Source organism: Rhodococcus sp. T9N, from assembly GCF_024436645.1.
GTDB lineage: Bacteria > Actinomycetota > Actinomycetes > Mycobacteriales > Mycobacteriaceae > Rhodococcus_F > Rhodococcus_F qingshengii.
The window spans coordinates 98,342-123,291 of the sequence record NZ_JAMSKS010000011.1; the positions used below are offsets into that span (position 1 = coordinate 98,342).

Here is a 24,950-nt window from a genome sequence, read left to right on the forward strand (position 1 = left end):
CGCACATGAGCTCGACAGAGAACCCGGATTCGGTTGCGGCAGCAGAAGAACTCCACGCGCTACGAGTGGAAGCACAAGTACTGCGCCGACAACTTGCACAATCGCCGGAGCAGGTGCGTGAGCTGGAGTCGAAGGTGGACTCGTTGTCCATCCGAAACAGCAAGTTGATGGACACCCTCAAAGAGGCCCGTCAGCAGCTCATCGCGCTTCGTGAAGAAGTCGACAGACTCGGTCAACCGCCGAGCGGTTACGGAGTCCTTCTCTCGGTACACGAGGACAAGACCGTCGACGTGTTCACGTCGGGTCGCAAGATGCGGTTGACGTGCTCACCGAACATCGACACGGACACCCTCGCCCTCGGGCAGACGGTTCGCCTCAACGAGGCACTCACCATCGTCGAGGCCGGCACCTACGAGCAGGTCGGTGAGATCAGCACGCTCCGTGAGGTACTCGACGACGGCTTGCGCGCACTGGTGGTCGGCCATGCCGACGAAGAGCGCATCGTCTGGCTCGCAGCGCCGTTGGCAGCCGTCTTCGCCGACCCCGAAGCCGACATCATCGCGTACGACGCCGATTCTCCGACCAGGAAACTGCGTCCGGGCGACTCGTTGCTCGTCGACACCAAGGCCGGGTACGCCTTCGAGCGCATCCCGAAGGCCGAGGTCGAAGATCTGGTTCTCGAAGAAGTTCCGGACGTTCACTACGACGACATCGGTGGTCTCGGGCGTCAGATCGAACAGATCCGTGATGCCGTCGAACTCCCGTTCCTCCACAAGGATCTGTTCCACGAGTACTCACTGAGGCCGCCGAAGGGTGTACTGCTCTACGGTCCGCCTGGTTGCGGCAAGACGCTCATCGCCAAGGCCGTCGCCAACTCGTTGGCCAAGAAGATCGCCGAAGCCCGCGGTCAGGACAGCAAGGACGCCAAGTCCTACTTCCTGAACATCAAGGGCCCGGAACTTCTGAACAAGTTCGTCGGCGAAACCGAGCGTCACATCCGGATGATCTTCCAGCGTGCTCGTGAGAAGGCGTCCGAGGGCACTCCGGTGATCGTCTTCTTCGACGAGATGGACTCGATCTTCCGTACCCGTGGTTCGGGAGTCTCCTCCGACGTGGAGACAACGGTCGTTCCGCAGCTGCTCAGCGAGATCGACGGTGTGGAAGGGCTCGAGAACGTCATCGTCATCGGCGCTTCCAACCGTGAGGACATGATCGACCCGGCCATCCTGCGTCCCGGCCGACTGGACGTGAAGATCAAGATCGAGCGCCCCGACGCGGAATCCGCTCAGGACATCTTCTCGAAGTACCTGGTGGACGGTCTGCCGATCAATGCAGACGACCTCGCCGAGTTCGGTGGAGATCGCACTGCATGCTTGAAGGCGATGATCGTTCGCGTCGTCGATCGCATGTACGCGGAGAGCGAAGAGAATCGTTTCCTCGAGGTCACGTACGCCAACGGCGACAAGGAAGTTCTGTTCTTCAAGGACTTCAACTCGGGGGCGATGATCCAGAACATCGTCGACCGCGCCAAGAAGTACGCGATCAAGTCTGTGCTCGACACCGGTGCTCCGGGCTTGCGTGTGCAGCACCTCTTCGATTCCATCGTCGACGAGTTCGCCGAGAACGAGGATCTGCCCAACACCACCAATCCTGATGACTGGGCACGTATTTCGGGCAAGAAGGGTGAGCGGATCGTCTACATCCGCACTCTCGTCACGGGCAAGAACGCCAGTGCGAGCCGCGCGATCGACACGGAGTCGAACACGGGCCAGTACCTGTAACGAAACGAACATCGATCGGGCCGGCCACTCCGCGAGAGTTGTCGGCCCGATCTCTGCGTCGCTGCCGTTGACTTCGTTGCGATTGGACCGGTCGGTCGCGCTGGTTTAGAGTCCCGCCGTGCAGATACATCTTCGACACAATCCGTCGTCCACAGTCGCTCGCTGCTACCTCGCGCCCGGCGAACCGCTGCGCGTGGAGAGCGGGGCGATGCTCGCGCATTCTGCCGGCGTAGTTCTCGAAGCGAAGGCGCAGGGCGGCGTCCTGCAGGGACTCAAGCGGTCGATGCTGAGCGGCGAATCATTTTTCGTCACGACGTATACCGCTCCGCCGCAAGGTGGTTGGGTCGACGTGACTGGTGTGCTTCCCGGAGATCTGATCCCGCTGACCATCACCTCTGATCGCCCGTTCTTCCTCAACCGTGGAACCTGGTTGGCCAACTCCTACGGTGTGACGGTCGAGTCCAAGTGGGGCGGCATGTCCAACCTCTTCGGCGGTGAAGGAGGCTTCGGCCTGCGGGCAAGTGGCGACGGTGAAGTAGTGCTGGCCGTCTACGGCGCGATCGACGTCATCGACTTGCAGCCAGGCGAGACAGTCACGATCGATACCGGTCACGTGGTCGCCTACGACCTCGGCATGAATTTCAACATGCGGCGCGCCGTTCAGGGGCGCACCATTCAGTCGATGAAGTCCGGTGAAGGATTTGTCTTCGACTTCACCGGACCCGGTCGCGTTCTCGCGCAGACCCGCAACCCCAGCGCGTTCGCTGCGTGGCTCTCGGCGATCACCCCGGGCTGATCACAGGTCCCACCAGTGTTCAGTCCCAGCGGTGTTCAGCTCCAGCAATAGTCGGCCAGCAGCGCGCGTGAGTCCGGAACGAACGGCCACGACGGGTCCTGCAGGTGGGCGCCGAGTTCTTTCGGCGTCCACCACCAACCTTCGGCGATCTCGCTGGGCTGATGTGCCATCGGCCCGTCGTATCTGAGTTCGAACGCAAACAGGTGACAGCGCAACGGAGAGTTGTTCCACTCGCCGTCCCAGGATTTTCGAGCGATCTCCGTCAGTCGGAGTGGCTGGTCTGCCGTTCCGAAGATTCCGAGTTCTTCACCGACTTCACGGATCGCAGTTTCCTGCGGCGTCTCACCTGGATCGACGACACCTCCGGCAAGACAGTCGTGATAGCCCCCGAACACCGCTTTCGTGTCGGTTCGGCGATGGACGTAGATGCGGGAGCCGTCCCCGGTACGAACCAGGACGCCCGCACTCGCGTGCCAGAGCCCACCCGAGTAGACGACCGAACGTGGTGCTCGGCCGATCGGATTACCCGTCCGGTCGTACACGGCGACTACCTCGTCCGCGGGATTCAGGTCTGCGGTGAGAGGTTGGTGCATTCCTCCAACTGTGCCACGCCTGTGGGTGCCGCGCCGCAATCACATAGGCTCTTGTGTCATGCAGCGGATCATCGGTGTCGAGGTCGAATACGGAATATCTTCACCCAGTGAGCCGTCGGCGAATCCGATTCTCACTTCAACCCAGGCGGTGCTTGCCTACGCCGCCGCAGCGGGCGTGCCACGGGCCAAGCGCACACGCTGGGATTACGAGGTCGAATCTCCGCTGCGAGATGCCCGAGGCTTCGATCTGGGGCGAATGAGCGGTCCCGCGCCGGTGATCGACGCGGACGAGATCGGCGCCGCGAACATGATTCTCACCAACGGGGCACGGTTGTACGTCGATCACGCCCATCCGGAGTATTCGGCGCCCGAGGTCGCCGACCCGCTCGACGCCGTGATCTGGGACAAGGCCGGCGAACGCGTCATGGAAGCGGCTGCGCGGCACGCATCCAGCGTGCCGGGTGCGCCACGGCTGCAGCTGTACAAGAACAACGTCGACGGCAAGGGTGCCTCGTACGGCACGCACGAGAACTACCTCTGCTCACGTGAGACCCCGTTCGCCTCGATCGTGACCGGTTTGACGCCGTTTTTCGCGTCCCGGCAGGTGATCTGCGGTTCCGGTCGTGTGGGTCTCGGTCAGTCCGGCGACGAGGCCGGATTCCAGCTTTCGCAGCGATCCGACTACATCGAGGTCGAAGTAGGCCTCGAGACCACTCTCAAGCGCGGAATCATCAACACCCGCGACGAACCGCACGCGGATGCGGACAAGTATCGCCGCCTGCACGTCATCATCGGTGACGCGAACCTCGCGGAGATGTCGACGTACCTCAAGGTTGGAACAACGGCGCTGGTACTCGACCTGATCGAGGCAGGTGTCGACCTCACCGATCTGCAACTGGCGCGTCCGGTCACGGCCGTCCACCACATCAGTCACGACCCCACTCTGCGCAAGACCGTTGCGCTGGCCGACGGACGTGAACTGACAGGGCTTGCGCTGCAACGCATTTACCTCGAACGTGTCTCGAAGTTCCTCGACCGTGAGACCGATCGTGATCCGCGAGCGGACGATATCGTCGCCAAGTGGGCGATGGTTCTCGATCTCCTCGAGCGCGATCCCATGGAGTGCGCGAACATCCTCGACTGGCCGGCCAAACTGCGTCTGCTCGAAGGGTTCCGCAATCGTGAGGGACTCGCGTGGTCGGCGCCGCGATTGCATCTGGTGGATCTGCAGTACTCCGACGTGCGACTCGACAAGGGCCTGTACAACCGCCTGGTTGCTCGCGGCTCCATGGAGCGGCTTGTCACCGAACAGCAGGTTCTCGACGCGGTCACGAACCCTCCCACCGACACTCGCGCATACTTCCGGGGCGAGTGCCTACGCCGATTCGGGGCCGATATCGCGGCCGCGAGCTGGGATTCGGTCATCTTCGATCTCGGCGGTGAATCGTTGATCCGTATCCCCACCCTCGAGCCGCTTCGAGGTACCAAAGCGCACGTCGGAGCGTTGCTCGACTCCGTGGACAGCGCCGCGGAACTGGTTGATCAGCTCACTCACTGAAATCAGCCGATGCGGCTCGCCGTCGCGTCTCTCCACACCTGACGGTGCCGCTCGGTAGGGTGAAGGTCCGAGCGGGATCAGTTACCGACTCTGCTGGGCCGAACAGGATGCTCGCGAGAGCTCCCTTCACACAAGGAGGTCGACGGCGATGGCTCAAGAACAGACGCAGCGTGCCGGTGGCGGCGAAGACGACGAAACCACTGGTGGCGACGGCAGTGCCGGCCAGGAACGTCGCGAGAAGCTCGCTGCAGAAACCGACGACCTGCTCGACGAGATCGACGACGTGTTGGAAGAGAACGCCGAGGACTTCGTCCGTGCCTACGTCCAGAAGGGCGGCCAGTGACGGTGGATCGCGCGCCCCGGATCACAGACGGGGACACACGGTTGAGCTTCGGCTCGAATCTGTCGTCATTCTCGGAATACCTTCGGGTGCATGCACCGGAGCATCTTCCGCAGAACCGCTTCGCCGACACAGGAGGTGTTGTCATGGGCGGGGGAGACGTAGCTCCGCACGGCACCACCATCGTCGCGATCAGCTATGCGGGTGGTGTTCTGCTCGCGGGTGATCGCCGAGCGACGATGGGCAATCTCATCGCCAGCCGTGACGTGCAGAAGGTGTACGTCACGGACGACTACTCGGCTGCGGGTATTGCCGGTACGGCCGGGATCGCAATCGAACTGGTCCGGCTCTTCGCGGTCGAGCTCGAACATTACGAGAAGATCGAAGGCGTCCCACTCACGTTCGACGGCAAGGCCAATCGACTTTCGTCGATGGTTCGAGGAAATCTCGGAGCAGCGATGCAAGGTTTGGCGGTTGTGCCACTGCTCGTGGGTTACGACCTGGACGCGGTCGATCCGTCCACCGCCGGTCGCATCGTCTCCTACGACGTCGTCGGTGGGCGATACGAGGAGCGCGCGGGCTATCACGCAGTCGGATCTGGCTCCCTGTTCGCGAAATCGGCGCTCAAGAAGCTGTATTCACCGGGAATCGACGAGGACACCGCGCTTCGGTTCGCCGTCGAGGCGCTGTACGACGCGGCAGATGACGATTCGGCTACCGGTGGTCCTGATCTGACACGGGGGATCTATCCGACGGCGGTCACCATCACCTCGGCCGGCGCTGTGGAGTTGTCGCCCACCAGGGCTGCCGAGATCGCCAGGGAGATCGTCGCGGCTCGCACGGCGACCGCGAGTCCGGAAGGGGAGTCTGCGCTATGACGATGCCGTATTACGCATCCGCCGAACAGATCATGCGCGATCGTTCGGAATTGGCGCGCAAGGGAATTGCCCGCGGGCGCAGCGTCGTCGTTCTCACCTACCGCGACGGAGTGCTCTTTGTCGCCGAGAACCCGTCGCGTGCTCTGCACAAGGTCAGCGAACTGTACGACCGTCTCGGATTCGCGGCAGTGGGCAAGTACAACGAGTTCGAGAATCTGCGCCGCGCGGGCATCGTCCACGCAGACATGCGTGGGTACTCGTACGATCGTCGGGACGTCACCGGGCGTTCGCTCGCCAATGCGTACGCACAAACCCTGGGAACGATCTTCACCGAGCAGCCCAAGCCGTACGAGGTCGAGATCTGTGTTGCCGAGATCGGTCGCTTCGGAAGCAGTACGCCGGCTCAGCTCTACCGGATCACGTACGACGGATCCATCGCGGACGAGCAGGAATTCGTGGTCATGGGCGGCACGACCGAACCGATCGTGACGGCGATGCGCGAGTCGTACCAGCGAGACCTCGACCTCGAATCCGCAGTGCGGATTGCAGTCGGGGCGCTCCAAAAGGGCGGCCCGGCACCGGCCGGAACCACTGAGGCGGAACCACGAACTCTCGATGTGAGTGCACTCGAGGTTGCCGTACTCGACAGCAATCGTCCACGCCGTGCGTTCAAACGGATCGCTGGAACGGTTTTGGAAGAGATGCTTCCAGCTCCGGCAGCAGTCGAGGATGCGCCGCCGGCAAACGGCGACGCACCCTCGTAGATACTCCGTAGGTCTGGGAGCTACTGCAGGTCTGGAGTCACTGAGTGACTCGGTAGACGGCCACCGCGCCCGGTTCGGTGTCGAAATCGAACCGGCGCGCGTCTGCCACCACTTCACCATCGGTGGCGATGGCTACCGGTGAATCGGCGACTCGAACCGACATCGACGAGACGAGTTCGCGAACGTAGACCCGCGAGCTGCCCAATGTTCCTGTGGCAGCCGCAAACAGCAGACGTGAGCGCGAGAATTTCTTATCCGCGCGCAGATAGCGGACGTCGAGTAGTCCACGGTTCATCTCCGGACGCGACATCGGCACCTGATCGGCGGGGGAGTATCGCCCGTTTCCGACGAACAGCATCCAGATTGTGGTCCGCTTCCCGTCGATGGTCACCGTCATCGGCTCCGCCGCTGCGAGAACCCGGATCATCGCGGCTCCTGCGGCCGGCCACTTACCGAAACGCGGTTCCCATTTTTCCCTCAGGCGCACAGCATCCGGGTATCCACCGAGGCTGGCTGTGTTGAGAAACCGTGCAGTCACTCCGGAATCCGTGCGCACCACCGCGTGGTCGACGAATGCCGCCTGACCGGACTCGACTGCCCGTGCGGTCTCCTCGACATTCACCGCCCCGACGTCGCGGGCGAAATGGTTCAATGTTCCGCCGGGAAAAACCGCAAGTGGTAGCTCGTGCTTTGTCGCCGCGGTCGCGACCGTGACCACTGTTCCGTCGCCGCCGCATACACCCAACGCTTTCGGCGAGAGCTCGGGGATCTTGGCATCGATCTGCATGTCGAAGTCGATGTCCGCGTCGAACTCGTAGACGATCGCCGCAGGTAGTAGTTCTCGAATCGATTCCACGATCCCGTCGTCCTCGGAGCCTGAACCAGGATTGGTGAAGACCAACAAGCCTTCTCCGCGCGGGAGCGCGGGAACCACGCACTCGGGTCCGAGTTCGGCGGGCTCTTCGTCGCGTACCGCCCACCAACGACGCGTGCCGGCAGCGATAGCACCGCCGACCGCGAGGCCTGCGAAGACGTCGGACGGCCAGTGGACTCCGTTGTGAACGCGTGAGTACGCCACTGCTGCGGCCAGTGGTGCGAGAGCAGCTCCAGCAACCGGGGACTCCATGGCCACTGCCGCGGTGAATGCCGCGGCCGAAGACGAATGTCCAGAGGGGAACGAGGACGACGTCGGAATGTCGACGCCTCGCTTCGGGCTCAGCCAGACGCGTGCCGGTGGGCGTCGGCGGGGAAAGAGGGGCTTGAGTATGCCGTTGGCCAGCGCGCTGGAACCGGCCAGTGCGAGCAGCCCGCGTGCTGCTGCCCTACGGGGCCGCCCGCCGATCATCGCGAGCAAGGCGGCGACAACCATCCACAAAACGCCGTGATCGGCGGCTCTGGAGAGAAACCGCATGGTCGGGTCGAGCACGGAAGGGCGCAGTGCTCCAGTGCTTTCCATGACTTTGACGTCGCTTCGGACAACTTTTCGGCGAATAAGGCTCACACCGTCACACTATGCTGCCGCCCGACGTTGTCGAGTCGTGACTTACGACGCGATCGAAGTACACGGGTGAACCTCGCATTCTGGTTGTACTGTCGAAGTGTGCAGAGACGAATCATGGGTATCGAGACGGAATTCGGCGTTACCTGCACCTTTCACGGGCACAGGAGACTGAGCCCCGACGAGGTTGCTCGTTACCTCTTCCGTCGTGTCGTGTCGTGGGGTCGCAGCTCCAACGTCTTCCTCCGTAACGGAGCTCGCTTGTACCTGGATGTGGGTTCGCACCCGGAGTACGCGACGGCCGAGTGCGACAGCCTCATCCAGCTGGTCAATCACGACCGTGCCGGTGAGCGTGTGCTCGAAGAACTGCTGATCGACGCCGAGGCGAGACTCGCCGAGGAGGGTATTGGTGGCGACATCTATCTCTTCAAGAACAACACCGACTCGGCCGGAAACTCGTACGGCTGCCACGAGAACTTTCTCGTCGCGCGCGCCGGTGAGTTCTCCCGCATTTCGGATGTCTTGTTGCCGTTCCTCGTCACGCGCCAGTTGATCTGCGGCGCCGGAAAGGTACTGCAGACTCCGAAGGCCGCGACGTTCTGCCTCTCGCAGCGCGCGGAACACATCTGGGAGGGCGTCTCGTCGGCTACCACTCGCTCGCGTCCGATCATCAACACCCGCGACGAACCGCACGCGGACGCCGAGAAGTACCGCCGCCTGCACGTGATCGTCGGCGATTCGAACATGGCCGAAACGACGACGATGCTCAAGGTCGGTTCTGCCGCACTGGTGCTCGAGATGATCGAAGCCGGGGTGTCGTTCCGCGATTTCGCGCTGGACAACCCGATTCGTGCCATCCGCGAGGTCAGTCACGACGTGACCGGTAAAAAGCCGGTTCGCCTTGCTGGTGGACGTCAGGCCAGTGCCCTCGATATTCAACGCGAATACCACGCCAAGGCAGTCGAACATCTGCGTAACCGCGAACCGGACCCGCAGGTGGAGCAGGTAGTCGACCTGTGGGGTCGCACCCTCGATGCCGTCGAAGCTCAGGATTTTGCGAAGGTCGACACGGAGATCGACTGGGTCATCAAGCGCAAGCTGTTCCAGCGCTACCAGGACCGTCACGGTTTCGACCTGTCCGATCCCAAGATCGCGCAGCTCGACTTGGCTTACCACGACATCAAACGCGGCCGGGGCGTCTTCGACGTTCTCCAGCGCAAGGGCTTGGTCAAGCGGGTCACCGAGGACGAGACGATCGACGACGCCGTCGAGAATCCGCCGCAGACCACGCGCGCCAAATTGCGGGGCGACTTCATCACCGCAGCCCAGGCAGCAGGCCGGGACTTCACAGTCGACTGGGTTCACCTCAAGCTCAACGATCAGGCACAGAGAACGGTGCTGTGCAAGGACCCGTTCCGCTCCGTCGACGAGCGTGTCGAGCGTTTGATCGCTTCGATGTAGGTCACCCAATTTCACGATTTACAACACAGCAGGTCTGTTTTGCGGCGACGCGCCGGGCACGAAAGTGTCCGGCGCGCGTTCGGTTATCGGATAGCCACTAGGATTTCGGCGTGGCGACATCAAAAATCGAGCGGTTGATGAACCTGGTGATCGCGTTGCTGTCCACCAGACAGTTCCTCACGGCGGAGAAAATCCGTGACAGTGTGGCCGGGTACAACGATTCCGCGAACTACGAAGCGTTCAGTCGCATGTTCGAGCGCGACAAGAACGAACTTCGTGACCTGGGTGTCCCGTTGGAAACCGGTCTGGCAGGACGGTTCTCGACCGTCGAGGGGTATCGGATCAATCGCAATGCCTACGAGCTTCCGGACGTGGACCTCACCAGCGAGGAATCTGCTGCAGTCGCCGTCGCGGTGCAGTTGTGGGAGTCGCCGGAACTGATTTCGGCAGCCCAGAGTGCACTACTCAAACTCCGAGCGGCCGGCGTCCAGGTCGACTCAGAAGTCAGTGCCGCCCCGGTCACCGCGATTCCCGCGCGCACCCGCGGTTCGGAGCCCGCGCTCGGCAAGCTTCTTGCAGCGGTCGACGCCGGCCGAGCAGTTCATTTTCAGCACCGCGGCGCATTGAACGAACCGTTCACCGAGCGCACCGTCGAACCGTGGGGCGTCGTCACGCACAACGGCAAGTGGTACCTGGTCGGGCACGACGTCGACCGTGATGCGGTGAGGACCTTCCGGCTCTCACGGATCGGTGACGACGTCAGGGAGTTCGGCCCGGCCGGTTCGGTTCACAAACCTGAAGGTGTCGACCTTCGCGAGGTCGTCGATCGCGTGACCGGTTCGGGCGTCGTGACCGGGACGGCTACGGTGTGGGTCGCAGACGGCCGCGCCCATGAGCTTCGGCGGCTTGCGACGTCGTCGTCCGAACGGCGGTTGACCGATCGCGACGGCAGCGTGCTGGCCATCCCCGTCCGATCCTGGGAATGGACCGCTCGGTTGATCGCCGGTCACGGGTTGGACGCATTGGTGCTGGACCCACCGGATTTGCGTGCTGAGGTCGTCGCGAAGCTGCGCGCCGCCGCGGCGAGCCCGATCACCGGCAATGGACAGGGGGACCACTGATGAGCAATCGACTGTCGTCGCGGTTGGCACGGCTGCTCAACCTCGTGCCGTACTTCATCGCGAATCCTGGCATCAGTCCCGCCGAGGCCGCCGAGGAGCTCGGTGTCAGCACCACTCAACTGATGACCGACCTCAATCAACTGTGGGTGTGCGGACTGCCCGGTTATGGTCCCGGTGATCTCATCGACCTGTCCTTCTCCGAGGAAAGTATCGAGGTCACGTTCTCGGCCGGGATCGATCGCCCGTTGCGCCTCACCTCGACGGAGGCGACGGCGTTGCTGATCGCCCTGCGGTCCTTGGTGGAAATGCCCGGCATGGTCGATCCGTCCTCGGCGCAGCGTGCCATCGCGAAGATCGAGGACGCAGCAGGCTCGGCCGCGGCACGAGCCATCGGTCAGGACCGGGACACATCGCCGGCGCCGGACATCGCCGAAGACCCGATAGCCGCGACGGTCAGAGCCGCGCTCGCAGACAAGACCGCCCTGCGATTGACGTATTACTCGGCCTCGCGTGACGCGGTCTCCGAGCGCATCGTCGACCCCGTTCGTATCGTGTTGGTCGACAACTACAGCTACCTCCAGGCGTGGTGCCGTCAAGCCGAGGGCGTGCGGTTGTTCAGATTCGATCGGATCGACGCCGCCGTCCAACTCGACGAGCCCGCCGACCCGCCGCCGCAGGCCCTCGAGGAGGATTCGAATCTCGAATTGTTCAGCGGCGACGGTTCCCTTCCGGAAGCGCGGTTGTTCATCACCAAAGAGTGGGTGTGGATGCTCGACTACTACCCGTTGGACGTCGAGCACGTGAACGACGACGGGTCGGTCGAGGCGACGATGAGTTTCGGAACACTTGAATGGATGGCAAGGCTGGTGTTGGGATTCGGTGAGGGCGTTCGGGTCCTTCATCCGCCGGAACTGGTCTCCGAAGTCCGTGATCGAGCCGTTGCGGCGCTCGACGCCTATGACGTAATCGGTTCGTAAAACTTCGGGAAACTTCACGTTCAGTGAGTTCGCAGGAAACAAACAGGTAAAAGGTAGCTGAAGTAAGTGCTTTGGCACCTCCGAGCGCCGGTTGTGTCCGGTAGCATCGAGGAATCTGATCATGGGAGGTCGTTATGGGTGCAATGCAGCCGATGCATTGGCTGATTGTCGCTGTTGTCGTCGTAATTCTGTTCGGGTCGAAGAAGCTTCCCGATGCAGCACGCGGTCTGGGTCGTTCCCTCCGCATCTTCAAGAGCGAAGTCAAGGAAATGCAGAACGACGATGCGGCGCCCGCAAGCGCGCCGGTCGCACAGCCTGCTCCGGCACAGTTGCCGACGGCCAACACCGCGGTGGTCGCAAACGGTGCAGCAGCACCAGTTGCGCAGCCGACCGAAGTCAAGCCGCTCTAGTACACACTGCGTTCTAGCCGGGGTGAAATATTCGTTCACCCCGGTTGTCTGCTGACCAAGACCAGGATGCACAGTGCGTATTCCGTTAGACCCGCGTAACCGCAAGCGGAAGGTCAACCCAGACGGCACCATGTCGTTGGTCGACCACCTGTACGAATTGCGGACTCGTTTGTTGTTCGCATTCCTCGGCGTGATCATCACCACGGCGTTCGGCTTCTTCTGGTATTCACACTCGATACTCGGTCTCGAAAGTCTGGGCGATCTGCTTCGCGGACCGTACTGTGAGCTTCCGTCCGAGAGTCGCGCCAACCTCAGCACCGACGACGCGTGCCGATTGCTGGCGACCGGGCCGTTCGAGCAGTTCATGCTGCGATTCAAAGTGGCGCTCACCGCCGGCATCGTTCTTGCCTGCCCGGTGTGGCTTTACCAATTGTGGGCATTCATCACCCCGGGCCTCTACGCCAAAGAGCGTCGCTACGCGGTCGGATTCGTCACCGCAGGTGCCGCTCTCTTCATTCTCGGCGCAATCCTGGCGTACCTCGTCGTGGCGAAGGCTTTGCACTTCCTCCTGACCATCGGTGACAACGTCCAGATCACCGCGCTCAGTGGTTCGGAGTACTTCGGCTTCATCATCAATCTGCTGCTCATCTTCGGCGTCAGCTTCGAAATTCCACTGCTCGTCGTCGTGTTGAACTTTGCCGGCATTCTGACGTACGAGCGTTTGAAGGCCTGGCGTCGAGGATTGATCTTCGGGCTCTTCGTATTCGCTGCAGTTGCCACGCCAGGGTCGGATCCGTTCTCGATGTTGGCGCTCGCGCTGGCTCTGACGCTTCTCTTCGAGGTCGCGGTCCAGATCGCTCGCCTCAACGACAAACGTAAGGCCAAGCGAGCCGGTGAAGACTGGGGCGCACTGTCCGACGAGGAAGCTTCCTCCATCTCGGCTCCGTCCGATCTGAACGAGGCTTTCGACAATCCGACCAAACCCAAGGCCGAATCGAGTGGATTGTTCGGACGTAAGTCCAAGTCCAAGGCTCCGGTCGCGGAGAAATCCGACACCGCCGGCGACAACGCGCCCGGCCAGGATTTCACTGACACTCTCTGAGCGCCGTGCCACCACGTCGGCGGCGTGTGAAACCCTGACGAGGTGGTTATGAACAAGAGTGAACTGAGCACGTTCGCGTCCAGCCTGAAGTTCGAACTCGATCCATTCCAGGTGAAGGCATGCGTTGCGCTCGAAGCGGGCCACGGCGTCCTTGTCTGCGCGCCGACCGGTGCAGGCAAGACCGTGGTCGGCGAGTTCGCTGTCCACCTGGCTCTGGCGGCGGGCCGCAAGTGTTTCTACACGACGCCGATCAAAGCGTTGAGCAATCAGAAGTACGCCGAACTCGTCGAGCGGTACGGCCCCGGCGAAGTCGGTCTGCTGACGGGTGATTCGAGTATCAACTCTGACGCACCGGTGGTCGTCATGACCACCGAAGTCCTGCGGAACATGCTCTACGCCAACTCCGAGGCACTGCGCGGGCTTTCGCACGTCGTCATGGACGAAGTGCATTACCTGGCCGACCGGTTCCGTGGGGCGGTGTGGGAGGAAGTGATCCTGCACTTGTCCGAGGACGTACGCCTGGTGAGTTTGTCGGCGACCGTGAGCAATGCCGAAGAATTCGGTGCCTGGATGGAAACCGTCCGCGGCGACACCACTGTGGTCGTGGACGAGACTCGGCCGATCCCGCTGTGGCAGCACATCATGGTCGGTAGGCGAATCTTCGATCTCTTCGACAGTCGTAGTCATCCTGCTGCCGGGCCGAAGACCGTGCTCGTCGATCAGGATCTGGTTCGCCACGTCAAGCAGCGTCAGGCTCTCGAACGCGTCGAGAGCTGGCAGCCGCGTGGCCGCGGACGACGCGGCAGCTACCAGAGTTCCAACGATTTCCGGCCCTTGCCACGACCTGACGTCATCGCTCAGCTCGATCAGTCCGGACTGCTCCCGGCCATCACTTTCATCTTCAGCCGCGCCGGTTGTGATGCGGCTCTTGCACAGTGCCTGCGGTCCAGACTGGATCTCACTTCGCCGGAGCAGGTCCGCGAGATCGACACCATCATCGAGAAACACACCGGGGAACTACCCGAAGAGGATCTCGAAGTTCTCGGATATCGGGACTGGTGCAAGGCACTACGACGCGGACTGGCATCTCACCATGCCGGCATGCTGCCGGCATTCCGCCAGACAGTCGAGGAACTGTTCGTCAAGGGTCTCGTGCGGGCGGTCTTCGCGACCGAGACGCTGGCCCTCGGCATCAACATGCCGGCACGCACGGTGGTGCTCGAACGTCTGGTCAAGTACAACGGTGAATCGCACGCCGAACTGACGCCGGGGGAGTACACGCAGCTGACGGGTCGGGCCGGCCGACGCGGCATCGACGTCGAAGGCCACGCTGTGGTCCTGTGGCAGCCCGGGGTCGAGCCGACGGATGTCGCCGGCTTGGCGTCGACACGGACGTTCCCGCTCCGCAGTTCGTTCCGCCCCTCGTACAACATGTCGATCAATCTCGTCGAGCGCATGGGCGCGGCGGATTCACGGAAGCTGCTCGAGCGTTCCTTCGCGCAGTTCCAAGCGGATCGCTCGGTGGTCGGCCTGGTGCGTGGCATCGAGCGGAACGAAGAAGCACTGAAGGGTTTGCAGGAGAAACTCGGCGGTGCGGACGGTGAGTACTTCGAATACGCGTCGTTGCGTGAGCGGCTCAGTGCGCGCGAGCGCGCGCTCGAACGTAAGGGCCGCGAAGACCGACGCGGAGATGCGGTGGAGTCCCTCCGTGCACTCGCCCGCGGTGACGTGATCGCAATTCCCATCGGTCGTCATTCCGGGGTGGCGGTGGTCCTAGTCCCGGACAACGATCCGAAGGACCCGCGTCCGCTGGTTCTGACGGCCGATCAGTGGGCCGGCCGACTCTCCTCGGGTGATTTCCCGGAAGCCGCCGACGTTCTGGGCAAGATGCGACTGCCCAAGCATGTCGATCACCACACCGCCCGGATCCGGCGCGATCTGGCCTCGGCGTTGCGTAGTACCGGGATCAGTGCCCCCCGGCGAAAGAAGCGCCACAAGGCGGGCGCATCCGAAGATGCCGAGGTCGCTACTTTGCGACGTGCTATTCGCTCGCATCCGTGCCACAGCTGGCCCGATCGTGAACATCTGAGCCGGATCGGTGAGCGCTACAACCGGCTGGCCAGGGAAACGCAGTCGATGAGGGAAAAGGCTGCGGCCACCACCAACTCGTTGGCGCGGACGTTCGACCGCATCATTGCGCTACTCAAAGAGCGTGAGTACATGACTGCCGAAGCAGCGCCCGAAGTCACCGAATCCGGACGACGACTCAGCCGCATCTACTCGGAAAGCGACCTTCTGGTCGCCGAATGCCTGCGGACCGGGGCGTGGACAGGTCTCAGCCCGGCTGAGTTGGCGGCCGTCGTGTCCTCGGTGGTCTACGAATCACGTCGGGACGGGGACACCGTGGATCGAGTGCCGACAGCGGCGCTTCGTCACGCCCTCAACGACACTCAACGATTGTGGAGCGAACTGCGGTCGGACGAGATTCGCCACAAGCTGCCGCCGACGCGGGAACCGGATCTCGGATTCGTCACTGCCGTTTATCACTGGGCGAGCGAAAACTCGCTTGTCGACGCACTGATCGCGGCCGGAGTGCAGGGTCGTGCGCTGTCTGCGGGTGACTTTGTACGTTGGTGTCGTCAGGTGATCGATCTCCTCGATCAGGTCCGCCTGACTTCGACGGATGCCGACGTCGCGAAGACTGCGGCGCGGGCGGTAGCTGCAATTCGTCGCGGGGTAGTTGCTGTCGACGCAGCATGACCGCAACTATGTGGTTTGATTCGCAGACTGGTATTTCGAGTGGGAGGCGAACATGAGCGGGCCTTACGGACCGAACGATCCGAATCGGCAATGGGGTCCTGGTGATCAGCAGCAGCCGAACGAGCAGCAGTGGGGGCAGAATCCTCAGCAGCCGGGCGGACAACAGCAGCCTGGTCAGCAGCCCGGCCAGCAACAGCCGTGGGGTCAGCCTGGTCAAACACCGCAGCCCGGTCAGCAGCCCGGCCAGCAACAGCCGTGGGGACAACCTGCCTACGGCCAGCCGGGTGGTCAGCCTGCGTACGGTCAGCCGCAACAGCCTGGACAAGGACAACCCGGCCAGCAACAGCCGTGGGGACAACCCCAGCAACAACCTCCCGCACAGCCGTGGGGTCAGCCCGGGCAACAGCAGTCACCTGACGCAACCCAGGCGTGGGGTCAGCCTCCGGCTGCCGCACCGCAGCAGGCGTGGGGCGCCACGGCCCCCGGGCAGACTCCGGGACAGCAGAACCAGTGGAACCAGGCTCAGCCGTTCCCGAGTCCCGGTGCGCCCGGAAACCAGTCGGGTAAGTCGAAGAAGCCCCTGATCTTCGGTGCGATCGGCGTTCTCGTCGTTCTTGCCGCTGTCGTGGTGGCCCTGGTGTTCGGAGTCTTCGGCAAGAACACACTCGATCAGAGCGCGGCTCAGGCCGGCGTCGAGAAGATCGTCACCGAGTCCTACGGGGCGAAGAACGTGAGCAACGTTCAGTGCCCCGCGGACCAGGAAGTCAAGTCAGGCAACAAGTTCACCTGCACGCTTTCGATCGCGGGTGTGAAGTCGAACGTGACCGTGACGTTTGTCGACGACAACGGCACGTACGAGGTCAGCCGCCCGAGCTGACGCCCTATTGGTCGGAACGGCCTGCCGCCGCAGCCTCGAGCGCGGCGGCAAGCCGGCCGGCCGAGCGCTCGATGTTCAGCGAGGCCGCCACTTCCTCGAGGCGTGCGGGATCGACGGGGGTCGCCGGGAGTCGGTCGTCCTTCGAGAACTGAACGTCCGCGTCGCGAACCACTCGTACGACCGGCAACGCAGCATCAAGGTAAGCCATTGCCTCAGGTGAGGTCAGTTTTGCGCGAATCCCCTTGGCCATATCCGATTCAGGATCAGCTGCGGCCGCCCGAAGTCCGGCCAACGAGCCGTAACGGAGCATCAGTGTCGACGCAGTCTTCTCACCGACACCCTTGATGCCGGGTAGACCGTCGGAGGCGTCTCCGCGCAGTACCGCGAGTTCGGCGTAAGCCTCGCCCGCACGGTCACCGGGGACTCCGTATTTCTCCGCAACCTCGACCGGTCCGAAGAGTTCCGCCTTGGACAGGCCACGGCCCACGTACAGGACACGGACGGGCACGTACTCGTCGGTGACGACCTGCAGTAGGTCTCGGTCACCACTGACGACGACGGTGAGATCTTCGCGCTCGGTGGCGGCAAGCGTTCCCAGTACGTCGTCGGCTTCGAGTCCGACTGCACCCGCCGTCGCGATACCCGCTGCAGCGAGCACGTCCATGATCATGTCGACCTGAGGCGTCAACGTGTCCGGAACTTCTTCGGACGCACCGTCAGAGCCTTCCTCGACGCGATGCGCTTTGTACGTCGGGACTGCATCGACGCGGAACTGCGGTCGCCAGTCCAAGTCCAGGCACACGGCGAGACGACTCGGCTGGTGTTTGGTGATCAGGGAAGCAACCATGTCGGTGAAACCGCGCACGGCGTTGACAGGTCTTCCGTCGGGGTCGACGAATGACTCGGGCAGCGCGTAGAACGCACGAAACCACAGGCTGGCACCGTCGAGGAGAAGCAATGGCCCACTCATGGTCACCATCCTGCCAGTCGGCACTAACCTGTAAGCCATGACGTCTCCAGCCGAACAGGATTCCCGATTCTCCAGCGCCGTGTACGGCGCACGTATCGCTCGCGCCGCGGAGTTGGCTCGATCAGCAGGTCTCGACGGTCTGGTGGTGACTCCAGGTCCGGATCTTCGGTACCTGACAGGTTCTCGGGCTGACTCGTTCGAGCGCTTGACCGCGTTGGTCATCGCCGCAGACACGGCGAAGGCGTCCGTCGTACTTCCTCGGTTGGAGTTGGCGTCGCTGAAGGAATCGGCAGTGGGCGATCTCGGGTTGACCGTCCTCGACTGGGTCGACGGTGTCGACCCGTATGCGATTGTGGCGGCGCAACTCCCGACCGGCGCGAAGGTTGCGGTGACGGATGCGATGCCTGCGCTGCATCTGATCCCGCTCGCAGACACCTTGGGCGCGTTGCCGATTCTCGCCACCGGCGTCTTGCGCGAATTGCGGATGGTCAAGGACGGCGCCGAGATCGAGGCATTGCGGCGAGCCGGTGCGGCCATCGACCGTGTTCACGCCCGCATGGCCGAGTTCTTGGTCGTCGGACGTACGGAAGCTGAAGTAGGCGAAGCGATTTCGGTGGCGATTCTCGAAGAGGGGCATACCGAGGCCGCGTTCGTGATTGTCGGTTCGGGCCCGCACGGCGCCGATCCTCATCACGAGGTTTCGGACCGGGTGATCGAGAGCGGCGATATCGTGGTCATCGACATCGGCGGACCGGTCGAGCCCGGATACAACTCGGACTCCACTCGCACGTACAGCATGGGGCAGCCTTCCGCGGAGGTTGCCGCACAGTTCGCGGTACTCGAGGCGGCGCAGCAGGCTGCGGTCGATTCGGTGCGGCCAGGAGTCTCCGCAGAATCCGTGGACGTTGCAGCCCGCGAAGTGCTTGCCGCACAAGGGCTTGCAGAGGTATTCGTTCACCGCACCGGTCACGGTATCGGGCTGTCCGTGCACGAGGAGCCGTACATCGTCGAGGGCAACACCATCGAACTCGTCGAAGGTATGGCCTTCAGCATCGAACCGGGAATCTACTTCCGCGGCAGTTGGGGTGCCCGTATCGAGGACATCGTCGTCGTGACCGCCGACGGTTGCGAGTCGTTCAACAACCGTCCGCACGGCCTGACTGTCCTCGCCTGATCAGCTTTTCTTGAACGCAGCGGACCCGAGTATGCGTGTGACGTCGATTTCGATGACCACGCGCGCGGGATTGACCCGTGGCCGGCGGTACCGCTCGGCATAGCGCCGAACGGCGTCGGCCACGGAGTCCGCGTCGGTGAGCACGCGTGCCGGCCCCTCGAGCGTGAGCCAGCGGCCACCGTCGACCGAACTGACGGCGGCGTATCCGCCACGCGCTGCGTTGATCGCCTTCTGTGAGCCACCGCTGGTGATCACGCGCGCTTTTCCGGCTTCCTGGTCCCAGGTGAACCCGACGGCAACGACGTGTGGGGTGCCGTTCGGACGCAACGTCGTGAGTGTCGCGAGGTGGTATTCACCGACGAACTTCAGCCCGTCTTCAGTGAGAGTCTGCTGTGACGATGGCGTGGTGGAGGGGGTGAGCGTCATGCCACGACGGTAATCCAGGACACTGGAGCGGTGACTGCGGGTGCGAACGTGAATGACATCGAGACGGTACTGCTCCTCGGCGGACGAAGTGAGATCGGCCTCGAGATCGCGGTCAGGCTCGCGCCGGGCCGCAACATCGTTCTGGCTGCCAGACGCAGCGGAGAGCTGTCGGAGCAGGAGCAGATGCTCAAAAACGCCGGCGCTGTCGACGTCTCCACCGTCGAGTTCGACGCCGACGCCGTCGACACGCACGGAGACCTCCTGGGCGCCGTAGTGGCCGAGCACGGCCGGATTTCGATTGCAGTGCTGGCCTTCGGGATTCTCGGCGATCAGGCGCGTGCCGAAACCGACGCGGCGCACGCGGTCGCGGTGGTGCACACCGACTACGTGGCTCAGGTCAGCATCCTCACGCATCTCGCGGAGATCATGCGCGGACAGGGAACCGGAAAGATCGTGGTGTTCTCGTCCGTCGCCGGCGTCCGGGTTCGCCGCGCCAACTACGTCTACGGGAGCGCAAAGGCCGGCTTGGACGGTTTTGCCAGCGGCCTCGGCGACGCGCTGCACGGTTCGGGCGTCCAATTGATGCTGGTACGGCCCGGGTTCGTCATCGGCAAGATGACCGAGGGAATGTCGCCTGCCCCGATGTCGAGCACTCCGTCGCAGGTCGCGGACGCCGTCGTGCGGGGACTGAACTCCGGGGCGACGCGTGTGTGGGTACCGCGAATTCTGCAGCCGGTGTTCTTCGTCATGCGGCTTCTGCCTCAGACGATCTGGCGCCGGATGCCGCGATGACCACACACCCGGTGGTGATCGTCGGCATCGGCGCCGACGGCTGGGATGGGCTGTCCGAGAGCGCAAAGGGCGCAATCCTGGGCGCGGAGGTCCTGATGGGGTCGCCGCGCCAATTGGACTTGGTCCCGGCGACACATCTCGGGGCACGGCGTGCGCCCACCAGGCTGACCTGGCCGTCTCCGATGATTCCGGCGTTGCCGTCGATGTTCGCCGAGAACGCGGACCGCAGAGTATGCGTGCTCGCCAGCGGTGACCCGATGTTCCACGGTCTCGGTGTCACATTGGTCAGGCTGCTCGGCGCGGACAACGTGCGAGTGATCTCCCACCCGTCGTCGGCGGCGTTGGCGAGCGCGCGAATGGGATGGGCATCGGCCGAGATCGACGTCGTGAGCCTGGTCAACCGAGACTCGGCGACAGTATTGGCTTCCGTGACTGACGGTGCGCGACTGCTGGTGTTGAGCAACGGGCGCTCGACACCGGGGGAGGTGGCACGTCTGTTGTCCGGCGCGGGCTTCGGTCGATCGATAGTGACCGTGCTGGCCCAGCTGGGCGGGGCCGGGGAATCGCGGACCGTCATGGTCGCAGACGAGTGGGATCACGCGGACGAGGACGTGGACGCGTTGAACGTTCTGGCCGTCGAGTGCATCGCGGCCGATCCTCTCTTGCGGCTGACTCGAATCCCGGGGCTACCGGATGCTGCTTTTGTCGGCGACGGTCAGATGACGAAGCAGGAGATCCGTGCGTTGACGTTGTGCGCGCTTGCCCCGGCGCCGGGAGAACACCTCTGGGACGTGGGCGGTGGGTCGGGAACCGTCGCCATCGAGTGGATGCGAACTCACCCACGTTGCACTGCAACAACATTCGAGAAGGTGGCGAGCCGCGTGTCGCAGATCGGTGCCAATGCACTCAATCTCGGCGTGCCTGCGTTGAACGTGAAAGGGGCCGCGCCGGAGGCGTTTGCGGACGAAACTCGACGTCCCGATGCGGTGTTTGTCGGCGGCGGCGTCACGCAACCGGGAATGCTCGAAGCGTGCTGGGAGCAGTTGAGCGTGGGTGGTCGTCTGGTCGCGAACGCCGTGACCGCCGAGTCCGAATCGTTGCTGCTCGGCTGGATGAGTCGCCATGGTGGGACGCTTCGACGCTTTCAGGTGCAGCGCGCCGAGCCGTTGGGAACGTTCAACGTTTGGCGACCGCAACTTCCGGTGGTCCAATGGTCCGTCACAAAACGTCAGCCGTCTGCAGGCGCAGACACAGATACGCCGGAGGAATCCACACAATGACCGTTCATTTCATCGGTGCGGGTCCCGGTGCGGCAGATTTGATCACTGTCCGCGCGCAACGGATCATCGCTGCGAGCCCTGTGTGCTTGTACGCAGGCAGCCTTGTTCCAGCGGAGTTGCTCGAGTGGTGCCCGGTCGGAGCTCAGGTCGTGGACACTGCTCGGCTGAGCCTGGACGAGATCACCGCGATTCTTGTCGAAGCGGATTCCGCTGGGCTGGACGTCGCGCGTTTGCATTCCGGTGATCCGTCGATCTTCAGTGCAGTGGCAGAGCAAGCTCGTCGCCTGGACGCCGCAGGAGTCGATTTCGACATGATTCCCGGTGTTCCTGCATTTACCGCGGCAGCAGCCGCGCTGGGGCGCGAGCTGACTGTCCCAGGCGTCTCGCAGACCATTGTTCTCACCCGAGTCTCCACCTTGTCGACGGCAATGCCGGAGGGCGAGGATCTGCGGTCCCTCGGCCGCAGCGGCGCGACGATGGTGATTCACCTCGGCGCTCATCGCATCGAACAGATCGCATCCGAGTTGGCCGACAATTACGGCGAGGATTGCCCGGTCGCGGTGGTCGCCTTCGCCTCACGGCCCGAGGAGATCGTTGTTCGAGGCACTGTGAAGACGATCGTCGAACTTGTTCATGCGGCCGGCATCACGAAGACGGCCGTCGTGATCGTCGGCCGAGTGTTGACTGCGGAGGGGTTTCCGGACAGCTACCTCTACTCGGCAGCGCGCGAGAGAAGCACACACTGACCTCGACAGGTACTCGTCGTCGCGTGCTCCTGCTCGGCGGCACAGGCGAAGGTCGAGTGATCGCTTCTCGCTTGGCCGGTTCAGCCGACCTCGAGGTTGTCACATCGCTGGCCGGCCGGGTTCGTGATCCTCGATGGCCGGAGGGGGAAGTGCGTATCGGCGGGTTCGGGGGAGCCGAAGGGCTGTCGGAGTGGTTGTCGGCCAATGATATTCGTGCAGTGCTCGACGCCACGCATCCGTTTGCCGCTCGCATCACCCAGAATGCGTTCGAAGCGTGCCTTGCGAATTCTGTGCCGTACGCCATGTACCGACGCCCGCCCTGGCGCGAGCAACTCGGTGACACTTGGCTTCCGGCACACGATCTCGATCACGCCGCAGAGTTGGTGCCGACGGTCGGCTCACGCGCTTTTCTGACGATCGGGAGGCAAGGAGTTTCGGCGTTCGACCGCGTGAAGAGCGTCTCGTTTCTCGTGCGCTCGATCGATCCGCCTTCAGGGACATTGCCGCCTCACTCGCAATTGCTGCTCGCACGTGGTCCATTCGACATCGAAGCGGAAGTCGATCTGATGCGAACTCACAGCATCGACGTCGTGATCACCAAGAACAGTGGCGGCGAGCAGACGTACGCAAAGATCGCCGCAGCCAGGCAATTGTCGATCCCGGTGATCGTCGTCGAACGACCACCGATCCCGGCGACCGTCCCGGCATTCGATACCGAAGCCGAGGCGATGGACTGGCTCACGGCTTTCGGTCGTGGAACGGCGCTGTGAGGCCGACATCGCGTTCGCTTCAGGTTCGTCTAAGGTTCCGTGACCATACTGGAGGGATGTTGGGATTTTTCGACGCCGCACTGCGGGACCGCGCATGAGAGTGTCGGTTCCCGGAATGAGCCGTCGAAAACCATCGGGAATTCACGTGCGGACGCTCCATGCTCGCGTGAAATTGCTGACTGCAGGCCTGGTGGCGATCGCGGTGATCGTGTCGGCGTCGGCGGTGTACATAGTGTTCAACGCGTATTTGCAAGGCAACGTCGATCGACAACTCGAGCGCACGAGTGACGCGATCACCGACACCGTCAATTTCGGCGGTGTCACACCGGTTCTGGGATTGACGGCCGGCGCGGATACAGCGGTCATCCAGGCGGTGGGGCTTCTTACTGCCGACGGCGCCTTGGTGACGGCGACTCCCGGTCTGCCGCCGTTCAGCACGAGCGCAGATGCCATCAGGTCGATCGCAGACGGCAATTCGTCGCAGACAATCGCGACGGTTGATGCGTATCGAATTCTTGTCGAGCCCTCGGTTGCGGGCCAGACTTTGGTTGTCGCGCAATCCCTGGGGCCGACGCGTTCGGTACTCAAGCGACTGGCAGTGGTGTTGGCGGCACTCGGGGCGGCCGGAATCGCCCTAGCTTACGCGGCCGGAGATGCTGTGGCACGCACAGGATTACGGCCGATTGCGCGACTTACTGCGGCGACGCGGCGGGTCGCCGAAACGGATGATCTTGCGCCGATCCCGGTGACCGGTGACGACGAGTTGGCGTCGTTGACAGTCAGTTTCAATCGGATGCTCGGGACGTTGTCGGAATCGCGGGCACGCCAGAGAAGTCTGATCACCGAAGCGGGCCAGGACCTTCTGGCTCCTTTGACTGCACTTCGCACCAATATCGAGTTGTTGATGTCTTTCGATACCAAGTCCGGCGCGATTTCCGAGGCGGATGCAACGCAGCTGCGTGAGGAAATCACCGACCAGATGATGGAGCTGACGCTCCTCGTCGGAGAGTTGGTGGACCGTGCGCGGGTTGACGAAAGCACGTTGGGGAGAGGAGATTCCCTCTAAATCGGACGTCTGACCAGCGACTTTGTTGCATTCGTAATTGAAGCAATGGAAGGAGCGCTGGTAATGTGGGGCAATTGTGAAGTTTTTGGGTATAGCTGGAATGTGGCGCGAACCGTGGGGTTTGCTGGGCGGGGGCCTTTGGAGGACGAGAGGGATTCAGTGGTCAAGCAAGCACGCGCCGAGCTGACTCGGCAGCAAATCGTTGCCGGCGCGGCCGCGCAGTTCGAGAAGACTGGTTACGGCAGCACCAGCATGGCCGACATAGTCTCGGGGGCCGGTACTACCAAGGGCGCGTTGTATTTCCATTTCGCGTCGAAGGACGAGCTCGCGCAGTTCATCATTGCCGAACAGCATCGGCTCTCGATCGAGTCGGTGCAGGCGATTTCCGCGACGGGCAAGGACCCGTTGGAACAGATGATCATGCTCACGCACGAAATGGCACGCCAGATTGTCGACGAGCCGATCGTTCGCGCGGGCATTCGCCTCACGCTGGAACTGAGCACGTACGAGGGGCCGGTGGAACCGTACGCCGAATGGATCTCGGCAATCACCGATCTCACCGCCAGGGCTCAGGCGGAAGGTGAAATCCGAAAATCGGTCAGCGCAGAATCGTTCGGCAGGTTCATGCCCTCGGCATTCACGGGGGTACAGCTGGTTTCGAACGTTCTCACCCGACGCTCGGATCTTCCGGATCGTGTCGACGAGATGTGGCAGATCCTGCTTCCGGGGATCGTCAGCGACGAACTTTCCGGTGACATCGAGCGCCTCGTCAAGTCGCGGTGGACTCCGGCGGCGGCGTAGCCTGCGGGA

24 protein-coding genes are annotated in these 24,950 nt (G+C 63.0%); 20 read left to right on the forward strand and 4 right to left on the reverse strand.

Annotated elements, in window-relative coordinates:
• The first annotated feature begins 5 nt into the window (after nt 1–5).
• Nucleotides 6–1,781, forward strand: coding sequence for a proteasome ATPase (gene arc / locus M1L53_RS18785; RefSeq protein WP_003944870.1), 1,776 nt, complete (start codon nt 6–8; stop codon nt 1,779–1,781).
• A 118-nt stretch (nt 1,782–1,899) separates the two neighbouring features.
• A complete protein-coding gene (locus M1L53_RS18790; protein ID WP_003944961.1) occupies nt 1,900–2,577 on the forward strand; it encodes a TIGR00266 family protein in 678 nt (225 codons plus the stop codon).
• A 35-nt stretch (nt 2,578–2,612) separates the two neighbouring features.
• Here the strand turns inward: M1L53_RS18790 and M1L53_RS18795 are convergent, their stop codons facing one another.
• Nucleotides 2,613–3,170, reverse strand: a complete 558-nt coding sequence (locus M1L53_RS18795; RefSeq protein ID WP_007729886.1) for an NUDIX domain-containing protein — start codon at nt 3,168–3,170, stop codon at nt 2,613–2,615.
• Between the two features lie 58 nt (nt 3,171–3,228).
• Here M1L53_RS18795 and dop point away from each other — a divergent pair, with 58 nt between their 5' ends.
• The 4 genes from dop (at nt 3,229) to prcA (ending at nt 6,710) form a co-directional block, all read left to right on the forward strand.
• Nucleotides 3,229–4,728, forward strand: a complete 1,500-nt coding sequence (gene dop / locus M1L53_RS18800; RefSeq protein WP_003944852.1) for a depupylase/deamidase Dop — start codon at nt 3,229–3,231, stop codon at nt 4,726–4,728.
• A 148-nt stretch (nt 4,729–4,876) separates the two neighbouring features.
• Nucleotides 4,877–5,071, forward strand: a complete 195-nt coding sequence (locus M1L53_RS18805) for a ubiquitin-like protein Pup (RefSeq protein WP_003944925.1) — start codon at nt 4,877–4,879, stop codon at nt 5,069–5,071.
• Nucleotides 5,068–5,946: a proteasome subunit beta gene (gene prcB, locus M1L53_RS18810; RefSeq protein WP_054187394.1), complete on the forward strand. Its 879-nt coding sequence runs from the start codon at nt 5,068–5,070 to the stop codon at nt 5,944–5,946. Before M1L53_RS18805 ends, prcB begins: the two co-directional genes overlap by 4 nt.
• Nucleotides 5,943–6,710 (forward strand): proteasome subunit alpha, encoded by a 768-nt coding sequence (gene prcA / locus M1L53_RS18815; protein WP_003945006.1) that lies wholly within the window; start codon nt 5,943–5,945, stop codon nt 6,708–6,710. Before prcB ends, prcA begins: the two co-directional genes overlap by 4 nt.
• A gap of 37 nt (nt 6,711–6,747) precedes the next feature.
• On the opposite strand, the gene M1L53_RS18820 is transcribed toward prcA, so the two are convergent.
• Nucleotides 6,748–8,166: a bifunctional phosphatase PAP2/diacylglycerol kinase family protein gene (locus tag M1L53_RS18820; RefSeq protein WP_185744504.1), complete on the reverse strand. Its 1,419-nt coding sequence runs from the start codon at nt 8,164–8,166 to the stop codon at nt 6,748–6,750.
• Between the two features lie 144 nt (nt 8,167–8,310).
• Between M1L53_RS18820 and pafA the strand changes: the two genes are divergently transcribed.
• The 7 genes from pafA to M1L53_RS18855 all read left to right on the forward strand — a co-directional run bounded on the left by pafA (nt 8,311) and on the right by M1L53_RS18855 (nt 16,916).
• Complete coding sequence (pafA, locus tag M1L53_RS18825; protein WP_007729869.1) at nt 8,311–9,669, forward strand: Pup--protein ligase; 1,359 nt, start codon at nt 8,311–8,313, stop codon at nt 9,667–9,669.
• 110 nt (nt 9,670–9,779) lie between these two features.
• Nucleotides 9,780–10,790 carry a YafY family protein gene (locus tag M1L53_RS18830; RefSeq protein ID WP_003944939.1) on the forward strand — a complete coding sequence of 337 codons (1,011 nt, stop codon included), beginning with the start codon at nt 9,780–9,782 and terminating at the stop codon, nt 10,788–10,790.
• Nucleotides 10,790–11,767, forward strand: a complete 978-nt coding sequence (locus tag M1L53_RS18835) for a YafY family protein (protein ID WP_054187396.1) — start codon at nt 10,790–10,792, stop codon at nt 11,765–11,767. The genes M1L53_RS18830 and M1L53_RS18835 overlap by 1 nt, the downstream gene beginning before the upstream one ends.
• 134 nt (nt 11,768–11,901) lie before the next feature.
• A complete protein-coding gene (gene tatA / locus M1L53_RS18840) occupies nt 11,902–12,177 on the forward strand; it encodes a Sec-independent protein translocase subunit TatA (RefSeq protein ID WP_003944836.1) in 276 nt (91 codons plus the stop codon).
• 73 nt (nt 12,178–12,250) lie between these two features.
• A complete protein-coding gene (gene tatC / locus M1L53_RS18845) occupies nt 12,251–13,279 on the forward strand; it encodes a twin-arginine translocase subunit TatC (protein WP_003945030.1) in 1,029 nt (342 codons plus the stop codon).
• Nucleotides 13,280–13,327: 48 nt separating this feature from the next.
• Nucleotides 13,328–16,039 carry an RNA helicase gene (locus tag M1L53_RS18850; RefSeq protein WP_003944907.1) on the forward strand — a complete coding sequence of 904 codons (2,712 nt, stop codon included), beginning with the start codon at nt 13,328–13,330 and terminating at the stop codon, nt 16,037–16,039.
• Between the two features lie 52 nt (nt 16,040–16,091).
• Entirely contained in the window at nt 16,092–16,916 is an 825-nt protein-coding gene (locus M1L53_RS18855) for a DUF4333 domain-containing protein (protein ID WP_003944884.1), read from the forward strand.
• A 4-nt stretch (nt 16,917–16,920) separates the two neighbouring features.
• Here M1L53_RS18855 and M1L53_RS18860 read toward each other — a convergent pair whose 3' ends face one another.
• Nucleotides 16,921–17,886, reverse strand: a complete 966-nt coding sequence (locus M1L53_RS18860) for a 5'-3' exonuclease (RefSeq protein WP_003944862.1) — start codon at nt 17,884–17,886, stop codon at nt 16,921–16,923.
• A gap of 37 nt (nt 17,887–17,923) precedes the next feature.
• Here M1L53_RS18860 and M1L53_RS18865 point away from each other — a divergent pair, with 37 nt between their 5' ends.
• Nucleotides 17,924–19,060: a Xaa-Pro peptidase family protein gene (locus tag M1L53_RS18865; protein ID WP_047270523.1), complete on the forward strand. Its 1,137-nt coding sequence runs from the start codon at nt 17,924–17,926 to the stop codon at nt 19,058–19,060.
• Here M1L53_RS18865 and M1L53_RS18870 read toward each other — a convergent pair whose 3' ends face one another.
• A complete protein-coding gene (locus M1L53_RS18870; protein ID WP_142006203.1) occupies nt 19,061–19,486 on the reverse strand; it encodes a PPOX class F420-dependent oxidoreductase in 426 nt (141 codons plus the stop codon).
• Between the two features lie 30 nt (nt 19,487–19,516).
• On the opposite strand from M1L53_RS18870, the gene M1L53_RS18875 reads away from it, so the two are divergent.
• The 6 genes from M1L53_RS18875 (at nt 19,517) to M1L53_RS18900 (ending at nt 24,941) form a co-directional block, all read left to right on the forward strand.
• Nucleotides 19,517–20,278: an SDR family NAD(P)-dependent oxidoreductase gene (locus M1L53_RS18875; protein WP_051649467.1), complete on the forward strand. Its 762-nt coding sequence runs from the start codon at nt 19,517–19,519 to the stop codon at nt 20,276–20,278.
• Complete coding sequence (locus M1L53_RS18880; protein ID WP_050655278.1) at nt 20,275–21,558, forward strand: bifunctional cobalt-precorrin-7 (C(5))-methyltransferase/cobalt-precorrin-6B (C(15))-methyltransferase; 1,284 nt, start codon at nt 20,275–20,277, stop codon at nt 21,556–21,558. Before M1L53_RS18875 ends, M1L53_RS18880 begins: the two co-directional genes overlap by 4 nt.
• Nucleotides 21,555–22,304 carry a precorrin-4 C(11)-methyltransferase gene (cobM, locus tag M1L53_RS18885; RefSeq protein WP_054186426.1) on the forward strand — a complete coding sequence of 250 codons (750 nt, stop codon included), beginning with the start codon at nt 21,555–21,557 and terminating at the stop codon, nt 22,302–22,304. The genes M1L53_RS18880 and cobM overlap by 4 nt, the downstream gene beginning before the upstream one ends.
• 23 nt (nt 22,305–22,327) lie before the next feature.
• On the forward strand, nt 22,328–23,074 hold the full coding sequence (locus tag M1L53_RS18890) for a cobalt-precorrin-6A reductase (RefSeq protein ID WP_058226718.1): 747 nt from the start codon (nt 22,328–22,330) through the stop codon (nt 23,072–23,074).
• A gap of 145 nt (nt 23,075–23,219) precedes the next feature.
• A complete protein-coding gene (locus M1L53_RS18895; protein WP_007729850.1) occupies nt 23,220–24,140 on the forward strand; it encodes a HAMP domain-containing protein in 921 nt (306 codons plus the stop codon).
• 159 nt (nt 24,141–24,299) lie between these two features.
• Nucleotides 24,300–24,941 carry a ScbR family autoregulator-binding transcription factor gene (locus tag M1L53_RS18900; protein ID WP_019748499.1) on the forward strand — a complete coding sequence of 214 codons (642 nt, stop codon included), beginning with the start codon at nt 24,300–24,302 and terminating at the stop codon, nt 24,939–24,941.
• The last annotated feature ends 9 nt before the right edge of the window (nt 24,942–24,950 follow it).

Excerpts from the sequence above, each read along its gene's own strand:
- arc (WP_003944870.1), top strand. The coding sequence starts at position 6 with ATGAGCTCGACAGAGAACCCGGATTCGGTTGCGGCAGCAGAAGAACTC.
- M1L53_RS18795 (WP_007729886.1), bottom strand. The coding sequence starts at position 3,170 with ATGCACCAACCTCTCACCGCAGACCTGAATCCCGCGGACGAGGTAGTC.
- dop (WP_003944852.1), top strand. The coding sequence starts at position 3,229 with ATGCAGCGGATCATCGGTGTCGAGGTCGAATACGGAATATCTTCACCC.
- M1L53_RS18805 (WP_003944925.1), top strand. The coding sequence starts at position 4,877 with ATGGCTCAAGAACAGACGCAGCGTGCCGGTGGCGGCGAAGACGACGAA.
- prcA (WP_003945006.1), top strand. The coding sequence starts at position 5,943 with ATGACGATGCCGTATTACGCATCCGCCGAACAGATCATGCGCGATCGT.
- M1L53_RS18820 (WP_185744504.1), bottom strand. The coding sequence starts at position 8,166 with ATGGAAAGCACTGGAGCACTGCGCCCTTCCGTGCTCGACCCGACCATG.
- M1L53_RS18835 (WP_054187396.1), top strand. The coding sequence starts at position 10,790 with ATGAGCAATCGACTGTCGTCGCGGTTGGCACGGCTGCTCAACCTCGTG.
- tatA (WP_003944836.1), top strand. The coding sequence starts at position 11,902 with ATGGGTGCAATGCAGCCGATGCATTGGCTGATTGTCGCTGTTGTCGTC.
- M1L53_RS18850 (WP_003944907.1), top strand. The coding sequence starts at position 13,328 with ATGAACAAGAGTGAACTGAGCACGTTCGCGTCCAGCCTGAAGTTCGAA.
- M1L53_RS18855 (WP_003944884.1), top strand. The coding sequence starts at position 16,092 with ATGAGCGGGCCTTACGGACCGAACGATCCGAATCGGCAATGGGGTCCT.
- M1L53_RS18860 (WP_003944862.1), bottom strand. The coding sequence starts at position 17,886 with ATGAGTGGGCCATTGCTTCTCCTCGACGGTGCCAGCCTGTGGTTTCGT.
- M1L53_RS18865 (WP_047270523.1), top strand. The coding sequence starts at position 17,924 with ATGACGTCTCCAGCCGAACAGGATTCCCGATTCTCCAGCGCCGTGTAC.
- M1L53_RS18870 (WP_142006203.1), bottom strand. The coding sequence starts at position 19,486 with ATGACGCTCACCCCCTCCACCACGCCATCGTCACAGCAGACTCTCACT.
- M1L53_RS18880 (WP_050655278.1), top strand. The coding sequence starts at position 20,275 with ATGACCACACACCCGGTGGTGATCGTCGGCATCGGCGCCGACGGCTGG.
- cobM (WP_054186426.1), top strand. The coding sequence starts at position 21,555 with ATGACCGTTCATTTCATCGGTGCGGGTCCCGGTGCGGCAGATTTGATC.